The organism is Emticicia sp. (assembly GCF_043780375.1).
In the GTDB taxonomy this organism is placed as follows: domain Bacteria; phylum Bacteroidota; class Bacteroidia; order Cytophagales; family Spirosomataceae; genus Emticicia.
Map to the genome: position 1 here is coordinate 1 of NZ_JAYWCU010000056.1, position 11,681 is coordinate 11,681.

At 34.1% G+C, this 11,681-nt stretch carries 12 protein-coding genes and 1 pseudogene; 11 read left to right on the forward strand and 2 right to left on the reverse strand.

Annotation, left to right across the window (positions count from 1 at the left end; translation table 11 throughout):
- The first annotated feature begins 156 nt into the window (after positions 1 to 156).
- The 3 genes from ACH2CJ_RS03815 to ACH2CJ_RS03825 all read left to right on the forward strand — a co-directional run bounded on the left by ACH2CJ_RS03815 (position 157) and on the right by ACH2CJ_RS03825 (position 2,581).
- Complete coding sequence (locus tag ACH2CJ_RS03815) at positions 157 to 1,044, forward strand: hypothetical protein (RefSeq protein ID WP_394990862.1); 888 nt, start codon at positions 157 to 159, stop codon at positions 1,042 to 1,044.
- A gap of 77 nt (positions 1,045 to 1,121) precedes the next feature.
- On the forward strand, positions 1,122 to 1,544 hold the full coding sequence (locus ACH2CJ_RS03820) for an STAS domain-containing protein (protein WP_394990864.1): 423 nt from the start codon (positions 1,122 to 1,124) through the stop codon (positions 1,542 to 1,544).
- Between the two features lie 125 nt (positions 1,545 to 1,669).
- The gene (locus tag ACH2CJ_RS03825) at positions 1,670 to 2,581 is read left to right on the forward strand and encodes a ribonuclease Z (RefSeq protein ID WP_394990865.1); all 912 of its coding nucleotides are present in this window, start codon (positions 1,670 to 1,672) and stop codon (positions 2,579 to 2,581) included.
- Here the strand turns inward: ACH2CJ_RS03825 and ACH2CJ_RS03830 are convergent.
- Positions 2,578 to 3,108, reverse strand: a complete 531-nt coding sequence (locus ACH2CJ_RS03830) for an acyl-CoA thioesterase (protein ID WP_394990867.1) — start codon at positions 3,106 to 3,108, stop codon at positions 2,578 to 2,580. The two genes, ACH2CJ_RS03825 and ACH2CJ_RS03830, sit on opposite strands and share 4 nt — an antisense overlap.
- Positions 3,109 to 3,403: 295 nt before the next feature.
- On the opposite strand from ACH2CJ_RS03830, the gene ACH2CJ_RS03835 reads away from it, so the two are divergent.
- The 5 genes from ACH2CJ_RS03835 (at position 3,404) to ACH2CJ_RS03855 (ending at position 9,614) form a co-directional block, all read left to right on the forward strand.
- Positions 3,404 to 5,497, forward strand: coding sequence for a nitrite reductase (locus ACH2CJ_RS03835; protein WP_394990869.1), 2,094 nt, complete (start codon positions 3,404 to 3,406; stop codon positions 5,495 to 5,497).
- Between the two features lie 13 nt (positions 5,498 to 5,510).
- Positions 5,511 to 6,392, forward strand: coding sequence for a sulfite exporter TauE/SafE family protein (locus ACH2CJ_RS03840; RefSeq protein WP_394990871.1), 882 nt, complete (start codon positions 5,511 to 5,513; stop codon positions 6,390 to 6,392).
- Positions 6,393 to 6,408: 16 nt separating this feature from the next.
- Positions 6,409 to 7,083 (forward strand): phosphoadenylyl-sulfate reductase, encoded by a 675-nt coding sequence (locus ACH2CJ_RS03845; RefSeq protein ID WP_394990873.1) that lies wholly within the window; start codon positions 6,409 to 6,411, stop codon positions 7,081 to 7,083.
- 184 nt (positions 7,084 to 7,267) lie between these two features.
- The gene (cysD, locus tag ACH2CJ_RS03850) at positions 7,268 to 8,203 is read left to right on the forward strand and encodes a sulfate adenylyltransferase subunit CysD (RefSeq protein ID WP_394990874.1); all 936 of its coding nucleotides are present in this window, start codon (positions 7,268 to 7,270) and stop codon (positions 8,201 to 8,203) included.
- Positions 8,204 to 8,354: 151 nt separating this feature from the next.
- Positions 8,355 to 9,614 carry a sulfate adenylyltransferase subunit 1 gene (locus tag ACH2CJ_RS03855; protein WP_394990876.1) on the forward strand — a complete coding sequence of 420 codons (1,260 nt, stop codon included), beginning with the start codon at positions 8,355 to 8,357 and terminating at the stop codon, positions 9,612 to 9,614.
- Between the two features lie 223 nt (positions 9,615 to 9,837).
- On the opposite strand, the gene ACH2CJ_RS03860 is transcribed toward ACH2CJ_RS03855, so the two are convergent.
- Positions 9,838 to 10,416 carry a hypothetical protein gene (locus ACH2CJ_RS03860; protein ID WP_394990878.1) on the reverse strand — a complete coding sequence of 193 codons (579 nt, stop codon included), beginning with the start codon at positions 10,414 to 10,416 and terminating at the stop codon, positions 9,838 to 9,840.
- A gap of 134 nt (positions 10,417 to 10,550) precedes the next feature.
- Here ACH2CJ_RS03860 and ACH2CJ_RS03865 point away from each other — a divergent pair, with 134 nt between their 5' ends.
- The 3 genes and pseudogenes from ACH2CJ_RS03865 to ACH2CJ_RS03875 all read left to right on the forward strand — a co-directional run bounded on the left by ACH2CJ_RS03865 (position 10,551) and on the right by ACH2CJ_RS03875 (position 11,680).
- A complete protein-coding gene (locus ACH2CJ_RS03865) occupies positions 10,551 to 10,904 on the forward strand; it encodes a helix-turn-helix domain-containing protein (protein WP_394990879.1) in 354 nt (117 codons plus the stop codon).
- Positions 10,905 to 10,912: 8 nt separating this feature from the next.
- Positions 10,913 to 10,981, forward strand: a pseudogene (locus ACH2CJ_RS03870) (hypothetical protein); the annotation flags it as partial.
- Entirely contained in the window at positions 10,982 to 11,680 is a 699-nt protein-coding gene (locus ACH2CJ_RS03875; protein WP_394990881.1) for a transposase, read from the forward strand.
- Position 11,681 lies beyond the last annotated feature (1 nt).

Sequence of the window (11,681 nt, forward strand, 5' to 3'; positions counted from 1 at the left end):
GATGCCTTATTCGGGACTTTATAAGTCTGGCAAAAATGCTATCATCGTACGAAACTCTGAGGGTTCAAGCTCAGAAATTGAAGTAAATGAAGTTATTCAAACAATTATCAATAGTAAGTCATTACTCAAATAAGCATTCTTTGCACCCATAAATTTATGGTTATATTCACTGTTTGTTCCATCAATCAGCTTGCTCATGCGTTTGTCTTGGGTGATTCAGTTAAAACACAACATCCAAGCTACTCGTTTTATATAGGTTTGGTTGATAAAAAATCGAATATTTCTTCCTTCATAAGATCGTCTTATCCGATTATTGATATAACTGAAATTGATATTCCAGCCTTCAAACAAATGGCTGAAAAATATACACACGATGAACTTACAGCCAATTGTAAACCTTTTTTTGCAAAATATTTTATTCAAAAAAATGAAAGAATTATGTATTTCGACTGTACTTCTTTCGTTTATCATTCATTAGATTTCATCGAACAAACACTTGATAGTCAAGACATTATTATCATTCCTCAACTAATTTATGCAGGCGTACACCCCGATGAAAAACAGATTTTAAATACTGGGGTTTTTCATTCAGGCTTTTGGGCAATAAAACAGTCAGACGAAGTAACACTTTTTATTAACTGGTGGAGCAATAATACTCAAAATAAAGGGTTTAGAGATTTGTGCAAAGGCTTAAATGCTGACCAACTTTGGCTCGAACATGTACCCGCTTTGTTTGATAAAGTACATATTGAAAAGCATGAAGGTTTAAATATTGGTGTTTGGAATTTACCAGAAAGAAAAATTAAAACCATTGATAATCAATTAATTATCAATAATACACCTGTCATTTCGGTCAATTTTAAGGGAATGAAGTATTGGAAAAATTATCAAAATTTACTCCAGAAACATTCTTATAAAACTATTAGAAAATTAACTCCAAATTTTGGCATTTCAAACCCAATAGAGAAACCAACTCAAAAATATATTGCCAGTAAAATTAGACAAATAAATAATCTTTTTGATTGGATTATAGATAGAATTTAGGCTATTTTAATATCAAGATGTTAGTGAAAAGAAAAATTTCACTTAAATTTGCATACGATTCCCAAACGCCATTTATTATGAATTATAAAGTCGAAAAAACTGAACATTACGCCCTCATTGAAATAGATGAGACTGCTTTTGATAAAAGAATTACCGCCGAATTTGAAAAAGTAGTGGCGGTACTTTACCGTGAAGGGCTAAATAATATGGTTGTTGATTTTAGTAAAATAACTGAAATTGATGAAGCTGGACTTACGCTGATTGGCAAAGCGACCAAAGTATGTCGCACCGAACAAGGGCTTTTTATTATTTGTACCAAAGATGATGATTTACTTGATTTGATTGATGCCGAAAAAATTCCTGAACTCATTACTTTACCAACTACTGACGAAGGTATTGATGCTGTTTTTATGAATGATTTAGAAAATGATTTCCGTGAAGAACATGATGATGAATTTGATTTGGGTGAAGAAAATGGCTTTACCGAGGGAAAATTTTAAATATTGGGCAATAATCCAAACCGTATCACTGCCCAAACAATAGTCAATTTAAAAATAATATCCAACCACCTACTAATCAGTTATGATACCATCGAACTTTATCTGTGGATTATCGGCTTATAAGAATGAATTTTGAATTATTAATACTTGGTACTGGTTCTGCCACGCCTGTACTCAATCGTCATCCATCGGCTTTTTTATTATGTATTGAAAATGAGTCTTTTTTGATTGATTGTGGCGAAGGTACGCAATATCGACTACTCGAACACAAAGTTAAATCAACTCGCATTCGTCACATTTTTATTAGTCATTTACACGGCGATCACTATTTTGGACTCATTGGCCTGCTTTCAAGTTGGAATCTCAACCAAAGGAAAGAAAGTGTAACCATTTTTGCACCGAGAGGTTTGGCAGAAATCTTGACTATACAATTTAAGCATTCTGATACAAAAATCAATTTCAAAATAAATTTTGTTGAAACCGATACTGAAAATATTCATTCGATACTCGACACCAATTTAGTTTCTGTAGAAACAATCCCCTTACATCACCGTATTCCTTGTTGTGGATTTTTATTTCGGTCGAAAGCATCTAAAAGAAAGATTTTGGCAGAAAAATTACCAGAAAACTTTCCAATCCCCTATATCAAAATGCTCAAAGATGGCTTAGATATAAGCGATGAATTTAGTGGAGAAGTTTTTCTAAACAAAGACTTTACAACTACTGGTTCGGTTTCAAAATCTTTTGCCTATTGTTCAGACACAGCTTATAATGAACTTAAAATAAATCAGTTACAAAACGTTGATGCCATTTATCACGAAGCTACTTTTACAGAATCGGAGCTAAAACGTGCCCAGCAAACCAATCATTCGACTGCTCGACAGGCAGCAACGATTGCAAAAAAAATCAATGCTAATCAATTAATTATTGGTCATTATTCTTCACGCTACAAAATTTTAGATGCTCATCTTTCGGAATCAATAGAGGTCTTTGCAAACACATTTTTAGCAGAAGAAGGTAAAACTTACAAAATTTAAAGAGATGATTGTTTCTCCAATAATTCTAGCTTTACCGTCTTTAATCGTTGGTCAAAAGTAATGTTTTTAAAATCAATTCCTTGCTCATAAGTCTCTAACAGATAATCAGTTACAACTTTTTGATGAGGCACTCTCCTACCCGTTTCCACACTCACATATTTGCTGGTAGTCCACATGAAATTTTTCAATTCGGTTTTATTTTCGTCAGTCATAAAATACTCCGTTACAATTGTATCGTCATCGAAAAAAATAACTCTCGAAAAAATCTTAACCCACTCACTCACTATTGCTGGTCGGATATAAGAAATTTGGTGTTGGTAAACCACCCAACTGGTACGATAATTTTTAAATATTTCGGAAAACTTAAATTCGTATAACTTCGCCGCTTGGTCTTCTCGGGCATTGAAATAATAATCAAAGTATTTAGAATTATTCAAATGCTGCAAAGGGTCACAGTCTTGAAAACGTATAATTGCCCTCGATTCTGTTATTTTTGGGTACTCTTTTCCTTCAATTTTTTCAAACATAACTAAATCTGTATTTGATATTCTATTTGGATATATTCAAGAATTCGACCTTTCGTTAAAAGTATAATTTATTTTGACTAAGGTAAAACTTTTGAAAACAAAAAACTTTAACAAAATTAATCTAATACTTTCTCAAAATAAATTTCAGCCAATATTTATTTTATCTTCAAGGCAAAAAATTAACATAAAGAGTTTATTATCAAATACTTATAAAAAAAATTAAAATATTCACCCATATAGTCTATAATTATTATAGATTTTATATAACTTTGTATCGTTAAACCAAAGAAAAATTATGCAAAGTTTTCGGACAGAGTTAGAAAATCCTTTAGTCGAAAAAGACATTATAGATTTAGAGCGAAAAATTAGATTATTTCGTGAAGGTAAAATCCACGAAGAAAAGTTTCGTAGTTTAAGGTTAGCTCGTGGTGTTTATGGACAACGCCAACAAGGGGTTCAGATGGTAAGAATAAAGTTACCTTATGGCAAAATGACGCTCAATCAATGGAACAGAATTTCTGATATTTCGGACGAATATTCAACTGGAAATCTTCACTTTACCACTCGTCAAGATATTCAAATTCACTTCGTAAGTTTGGAAAAAACACCTGAGCTATGGTCTAAATTGGAAGAAGAAAATATCACATTACGTGAGGCTTGTGGAAATACTGTAAGAAATATCACTGCTTCACCTACCGCAGGCATTGACCCAAATGAGCCTTTCGACGTTACGCCTTATGTTCATGCAACTTTTGAATATTTCCTCCGAAACCCTATTTGCCAAGAAATGGGACGTAAATTTAAGATGTCATTTTCGAGTACAGACGAAGATACAGCCTTGAGTTATATGCACGATTTAGGATTTATTCCAAAAATTCAAGAAGGCAAACGTGGTTTTAAAATAATGCTTGGTGGTGGCTTAGGAGCTCAACCACAATTAGCATATTTGGCTTATGAATTTTTGGATGCAGATGCAATTATACCTTTTACAGAAGCTGTTTTGAGAGTTTTCGACCGCCATGGCGAAAGAAACTCACGCCATAAAGCACGTCTTAAATTCTTAATAGCCAAAATAGGGTTCGAAACATTTATGCAATTGGTTGAAGAAGAAAAACTTTCGCTGAAAGTAAAAACCTTCAAAGTAAATACCGAAAAAGACGAACAATCGCAGTTTTCAGTCCTCAATATTCAGTCTTCAGACCTTAACATTGAGTCTTCTGAATTATATAATAATTGGCACAAAACCAATGTTTTTGAACAAAAGCAAGAAGGCTATTTTGGTGTATTTATAAGAGTACCTTTGGGCAATATTTCAAGTACAATTTCTCGTAGTTTGATTGGAAAATTATCGGGCTACGTGGCTGATGATGTGAGAGTTACGGTAAATCAAGGACTTTTGCTTCGCTTTGTAAAACAACAAAATCTTGCATATATTTATAATGTATTAAATGAGCATAATTTGGCAGCTCCTGGTGCCAATAGCATTGCCAATATTACAGCCTGCCCAGGAACAGATACTTGCAATTTAGCTATTTCGGATAGCACAAGTATTACTTTAGAGTTTGAAAAAGTGCTTCGTGAAGATTTTCCCGAATTGGTTGAAGAAAACAACATGCAAATCAAAATTTCTGGTTGCATGAATGCTTGCGGGCAACACAGCATGGCACACATTGGTTTTCATGGAAGTTCACTAAAGGCGGCGGGAAAAGTATTGCCTGCATTACAAGTGCTTTTGGGTGGTGGAACTTTAGGGAATGGTCAAGGAAGAATTTCAGACAAAGTTATAAAAGTACCAAGCAAACGTGGCCCTCAATTGTTGAGAATTATTTTGAATGACTACGAAACCAATGGTTTTGAAGGCGAATATTTTAATGATTATTATGATCGTCAAGGCGAGAAATATTTTTATACTTTATTGAAACCTTTGGCAGACTTAACGACATTAATTGATACAGATTTTGTTGATTGGGGACGTGATGAAATTTTTCAAACTGAAATTGGTGTGGGCGAATGTGCCAGCGTAATTATTGATTTGGTTGCTACAATTTTTTACGAATCAGAAGAAAAAATAGCTTGGGCTAAAGAAGCACTTGACGGAAGCCGCTGGGCTGATGCAATTTATTATGCTTATCAATCTCAAATTAATACAGCTAAGGCAATTTTATTAGAAAAAAATGTGAGCTGTAATACGCAACACGGCATTATTTCAGAATTTGACAAGCACTTTGCAGAAGAATTTGGCGGTAATTTCAAGGAACAAGTGCTACAAATCAATCAAAATGAGCCAAGTCAAGCATTCGCTCTTAATTATATCACAGAATCAGAAGAATTCTTAAAAAAATCTATGATTATTCGTGAAGCCCTTAGGAACGAATTAGAAGTAGCTTAACAAATATTTAATTATGAAAAGAATTGCCATTGCATTAAGTGAAAATATACAAATAAAATTCATCGCTTATGCAATGATTTTCATGAAAATTTCACTTTTAGGTATCTTAGCTTATAGAATCACCACAGGTATTCATGCGTTTCATTTTTCAATCGACACAATGTTTCTCTTTTTTGTGGGAATTGGTTTTGTGGCTCAATTAGTTGATGGAGCTTTAGGAATGGCTTATGGTGCTTCTTGTACTTCTATGTTACTTGGCTTGGGGGTTCCGCCTGCCTATGCAACCGCCAGCGTTCATACAGCAGAGGTTTTTACTACTGGAGTATCTGGACTTTCACACATTTATTTTGGAAATATTGATAAAAAACTCTTTTTCAGAATCGTTTTAACAGGTGTGGTTGGTGCAATGATTGGAGCTTATTTGATTTCAGATGTATTTGACGGAAAAGCAATAAAGCCATATATTGCCATTTATATGATAATTTTGGGAATTGTAATTATCTCAAAAGCATTCAAAAAACGCCCAACTGAACCCCAAAACAAAAACTTGGGTCTTCTCGGTTTTTTTGGTGGTTTTCTTGATGCAGTTGGCGGAGGTGGTTGGGGACCATTAGTAACCTCAAATCTTATTAGTAAAGGAAATGCACCAAAGGAAGCTATTGGAACTGTAAATACTGCTGAGTTTTTTGTGTCATTTTTCAGCACTGGCGTTTTCATGCTGTTTATTGATATTCAAGCTTGGCAAGCCATTGCAGGTTTAATAATTGGTGGTGTTTTTGCTGCTCCATTAGGTGCATTTTTAGTGAAACTTTTTCAACCAAAAACAATTATGATTTCGGTTGGTGTGTTAGTTGTTGTGTTGAACCTTTGGAATTTATCGAAAGCTTGGCTTTAAATCTCAGCGTTTTATTATGATTGAAACATTAGAAAAACTTTCCCTCGTTGAAAGTCTCAACTTTTTAGCCAATACATATCCAAATAAAGTGGTTTTCTCTACCTCATTGGGGCAAGAAGACCAAGTGATTACAGATGCTATTTTTAAAAATAACATCAATATAAAAGTATTTACGCTTGACACAGGGCGACTTTTTCAAGAAACTTATGAGTTGATTGATAGAACTCGCTCACGTTACAAAAAAAACATTGAAATTTGTTTCCCAAATACCGATAAAGTTCAACAATTAACTACCGAAAAAGGCTTAAATAGCTTTTACGAGTCAGTCGAAAATAGAAAAGAATGCTGCTTTATTCGTAAAATAGAACCTTTGAAAAGAGCATTGGCTGGTGCCGAAGTTTGGATAACAGGTTTACGTGCCGAACAGTCGGAAAACCGAAACGACATGAAAATCTGGGAATGGGACGAAGGCAACAAAGTTTGGAAATTCAATCCATTGATTCATTGGACTTATGACGAAATTTTGAATTATATTACTGTAAACAAAGTTCCCGACAATCCTCTTCACCGCAAAGGCTTTGTCAGTATTGGTTGTTTACCTTGTACACGTGCCATCGAACCAAACGAACATCCAAGAGCTGGGCGTTGGTGGTGGGAAGAATCAAAAAAAGAATGTGGACTTCACGCTTGATTTACGATTTACGAATTAGAACTTGTATATTTGTGCTTTCAAAGATTGTCTTTTAATAGAAAGACACATAGAGTAAATCAAAATAAGAATAAAAAAAAATTAAGAATTCAGAAGCGAATTACTTCATCATTATGCTTTTATGTAAGCATTTGTAATTCGTATATCATAAATCGTAATTACTTTAATGAGTTCAATTTCAGAAATATCAACTGTATATCAAGCAAATGACACTTCATTTCCAAGAGAATTGGAAGACGAAGCTATCTATATTTTGAGAGAAGTAGCTTCGCAATTTGAAAAACCAGCTATCCTTTTTTCGGGTGGAAAAGATTCAATTACTGTTGTCCGATTAGCCCAAAAGGCGTTTTATCCTTCAAAAATTCCTTTTGCATTACTGCACGTTGATACTGGTCATAATTTTCCTGAAACAGTTGAATACCGTGATTGGTTAGTCAATAGATTAGGTTTAGAACTTCACGTTCGCTATGTTGAAGATTCAATCAAACAAGGGAAAGTGAAAGAAGAAACTGGTAAATATGCCAGTAGAAATGCTTCTCAAACAGTTACGCTTTTAGATGCCATCGAAGAATTTAAGTTTGATGCTTGTATTGGCGGTGCCAGACGTGACGAGGAAAAAGCAAGAGCCAAAGAGCGTATTTTTTCGGTTAGAGATGATTTTGGTCAATGGGATGCAAAAAAGCAACGCCCAGAATTGTTCGATATGCTTAATGGAAAAATTGAATTAGGCGAAAATGTAAGAGTTTTCCCAATTTCAAATTGGACAGAATTGGATGTTTGGAATTATATCAAAGAAGAAAAACTTAGAATTCCATCAATCTATTTTACGCACGAACGTGATGTTTTTGAGCGTGATGGCATGATATGGGCAGATTCTGAATTTATTAATAAATCAGAAGATGAAGTACCATACAAAACTCAAGTGAGGTTCAGAACCGTTGGCGATATGACTTGCACGGCTGCCGTTGCCTCTTCTGCCGATAATTTGGATGATGTGATTGGAGAAATCCTTTCAGCTCAAATATCAGAACGTGGAGCAAGAATTGACGACAAACGCTCAGAAGCAGCCATGGAAAAACGTAAACAAGCGGGGTATTTTTGAAACCACCCCCAGCCCCTAAAAGGGAGTTTACAATTTTTAGATTAATAAATTTTTAAATCAATAATACACCTACTACATTACTTAATTTCAGAGCAATCTAAAATAATAAATTAGGTGTTTTTTTTAAAATCCCCCTTTAGGGGTTAGGGGTATGGACATATTAAGAATAGCAACAGCAGGCTCGGTAGATGATGGAAAAAGTACGCTCATCGGTCGCTTACTTTATGAAACAAATTCTATTACAAAAGATAAAATAGAGGCTCTTGAATCAGCCTCAAAGCGTAAAGGGCTTGATTTTTTAGACCTTTCATTACTAACCGATGGATTGATTGCCGAGCGTGAACAAGGTATTACGATTGATGTGGCACACATTTATTTTAGTACGCCCAATCGTAAATACATTATTGCTGATACTCCTGGGCATTTTGAATATACCCGAAACATGGTTACGGGAGCTTCAAACACTTCGGTTTCTATCATCTTGATTGATGCTCGAAATGGCGTTGTGGAGCAAACCAAGAGACATTTTTATATTTCTTCGATGCTGCGTATCAAAAATATTGTAGTGGCTGTCAATAAAATGGATTTGGTTAATTATAGCCAAGAGCGTTTTGAAGCAATTAAAAATGAATTATTGGCAATTGCAAAACAAGTAAGTTTCAAAGGTCAGAATTTACAATTTATCCCAATTTCTTCCCTTTATGGCGAAAATTTGGTTAGAAAATCTGTTAAAACTCCTTGGTATGAAGGTCAAACTTTGCTTGATACTTTAGAAAAAGTCAGCTCACAAAACTCCGAACTTAGCACAATACAAGCTCGTTTCCCAGTTCAACAAGTAATCAGACCAAAAACCGAAGAGTTTCACGATTACAGGGGTTATGCAGGTAAAATCGCAAGTGGAAGTTTCTTGGTTGGAGATTTGGTTGAAGCATTGCCAAGTGGGCAAATCAGTAAAATAAAAACAATTGAAAAGTTTGGCGAACAATTAGAAATTGGCAAAGCCAAAGAATCAGTTGTGATAACTCTCGAAGACAATATTGATGTAAGCCGAGGAAATATGCTCGTAAAAGTTGGAGAAACTCCTTCTGCATTAAAAGAAATTGAAGCAAAAATATGTTGGTTAGATAGCACAATATTAAGCGTAGGGAAATCCTATCTTTTGCAGCACGGTATAAATCGAGTGAAAGCAAAAATAACTAAAATAAATACGTTGATTGATATTAAAGATATGACTTTAAATAATACTCCGCCAGCAGACGGAGGCATTAAACTCAACGAGATTGGTTGGATTACTGTAAAAACAGCTAATCCTATTTATGCAGATAAATATGAAGACAACCCTGCCAATGGTTCATTTATTTTGATTGACGAAATGAGCAACAGCACAGTAGGCGTCGGTTTTGTAGAATAAAGACACTTAGTTCAACATATATTAATTACTCATCAACTAACTTCCGAAAACATTTAGTTTAGGTAAGTTGAAAAATAGACGGCTGATTGGCTGTCTTTTTTTTATGCGTAAATTTAAAAAATCTTTTTTTGCTGTACTTTTTTCAAAAAAGAAGATTTGTTTGTGATAAAAAAAAATCTCCATACACCCCATTTTAATTTTGAAGGAATGCTATTATTATCATTTACAATTTACTCTTAGGTAGCACAATATAATCTTCTACGATATTTACTTCCTCTTCGTCATTTGATTTTTCTATATAAAATGATTTTGCTCGTTTGAACCAGCCTCTGTTTGAACGGGCATCCTTACGGGTACGGTAATAACGAAGTCGATACTCAACATAGGGATTGACAATATCTTCGGGATGTTCAAAACTATTCGCAATTTTTATATCTTCAATTGATAAATTACCATCTTGTTTAACACCGATAATTTTTTCAAAAGCCACAATATTTTTATTTTCTCGACCTTCACCTGCATTTATAAGGTGGTCAATCAAAACTTCAGCTACTTCTTGGCTTGTAAAACGATTTCCATAATACCGATCCCAATAATAATGACGATGAATATAAAGTGCTTCACTTTTTGTAAATATTTTATCTCCCCAAATGGGCTTATGAATACCATAACCTTCCCCTTCAAACTTCAATAGTTTGGGGGCATATTTATTGAAAGAAGCTCCTTGGTTAATAAAAATTACGCATATAAAGGATAGTATGCTGATAGCCAGCAAAGAGAAAATTGCTTTTTTGAGATTCATTGTATATTGTTTTTTCAGACAAAGCAGAGATGTACAAAAATTGTACCACGCAATAGCGTTATGAGAACTATAGATGTTGTATTGAATAATTCCCTAAGTTTTCGTACCTTTTCCGCAGTTTTAACGTATAAAATATGGAATGGGGTACAAGAAATAAACAAATTGCCAGCCTAAATTTTGATTTACTTGCTTGGCAAAAGTGTTATAATCGAAATCAACGTGAGTATATCCGTAGGCGTTTGCGAGCCATTAAGATGTATTCGGAAGGAAAATCTCGCATTGAGATAATCCAGACTTTATCAATAAGTCACAAAACCTTGAGTGGCTATCTTGATATGTATATTTTGGGTGGCTTAGATGGCTTGACAAGTCCAATTGTAAAACCACGTTTGCAAGCACTTAGTAAACAACAACAAGAAAAGCTACGAGTAATGATTCTACTTGAAAGTCCACAAACATACTCAAAAAAAGAGCAATTTGGACTTTAGCTCTCTTGGTGGCAGTTCTTAAAGACCTTTATTTGATAACACTTAGCATTTCAACGGTATGGCTTTATTTACGCAAAATGAAGCTATCTCATCAGAAGGCTTGTCACCATTATATCAATGAGGATAAAACCGAAATTCGACTGTATGCTCTAAATTTAATCGACCATTTGGTTGCTTGTGGAGAAGATACCAAATTGATTTTCATAGATGAATTCAGTATCTGCACTCGTCCAAGCACTCATTATATGTGGGGACAACAAGGTAAACAACCACAAGTAAAGTCGAATGAAAAGAACCGTACTCGGACAAATGGATTTGTTAGTGTTGATGCTTTTTCAGGTGAAATATCTGTTTGGCAAAACACAGTAGCTAAATCTGAACAAGTAGCCGAATTTTGTTTAATTCAAGCTCGAATGGCTCAAAAAAAAGGTTCTTTAAAACTGAAAATCGTTTTAGATAACAATAAAACACATCTTCAAAAGATGAAAAATATAGTCCAGAAAAGTTTAATAGATAACAATTTAAAGATTCAAATTGAGTTCATTCATACTGCAAGATATGCTCCAAAATACAATCCAGCAGAGTATATGATTACTGTTATTAGAAAAAAAGCAACTCATCATTTACCTTGTGATTTCACTATTGAACAAGTTTATCAAAGAATGAACAAGATTATTCAAGAGGAAACAATACAAACCAAAGAGCAAGTTTGGAATACCATTGACCACGTTTTAAAAACAGCAATCTTGGGTAATTATTCAGTCAAAAAACTATAAT

Coding starts and splice junctions, on each gene's coding strand:
- ACH2CJ_RS03875 (WP_394990881.1), top strand. CDS start 10,982: ATGAAGCTATCTCATCAGAAGGCTTGTCACCATTATATCAATGAGGAT.
- ACH2CJ_RS03815 (WP_394990862.1), top strand. CDS start 157: ATGGTTATATTCACTGTTTGTTCCATCAATCAGCTTGCTCATGCGTTT.
- ACH2CJ_RS03830 (WP_394990867.1), bottom strand. CDS start 3,108: ATGTTTGAAAAAATTGAAGGAAAAGAGTACCCAAAAATAACAGAATCG.
- ACH2CJ_RS03825 (WP_394990865.1), top strand. CDS start 1,670: ATGAATTTTGAATTATTAATACTTGGTACTGGTTCTGCCACGCCTGTA.
- ACH2CJ_RS03835 (WP_394990869.1), top strand. CDS start 3,404: ATGCAAAGTTTTCGGACAGAGTTAGAAAATCCTTTAGTCGAAAAAGAC.
- ACH2CJ_RS03865 (WP_394990879.1), top strand. CDS start 10,551: ATGGAATGGGGTACAAGAAATAAACAAATTGCCAGCCTAAATTTTGAT.
- ACH2CJ_RS03845 (WP_394990873.1), top strand. CDS start 6,409: ATGATTGAAACATTAGAAAAACTTTCCCTCGTTGAAAGTCTCAACTTT.
- ACH2CJ_RS03820 (WP_394990864.1), top strand. CDS start 1,122: ATGAATTATAAAGTCGAAAAAACTGAACATTACGCCCTCATTGAAATA.
- cysD (WP_394990874.1), top strand. CDS start 7,268: ATGAGTTCAATTTCAGAAATATCAACTGTATATCAAGCAAATGACACT.
- ACH2CJ_RS03840 (WP_394990871.1), top strand. CDS start 5,511: ATGAAAAGAATTGCCATTGCATTAAGTGAAAATATACAAATAAAATTC.
- ACH2CJ_RS03860 (WP_394990878.1), bottom strand. CDS start 10,416: ATGAATCTCAAAAAAGCAATTTTCTCTTTGCTGGCTATCAGCATACTA.
- ACH2CJ_RS03855 (WP_394990876.1), top strand. CDS start 8,355: ATGGACATATTAAGAATAGCAACAGCAGGCTCGGTAGATGATGGAAAA.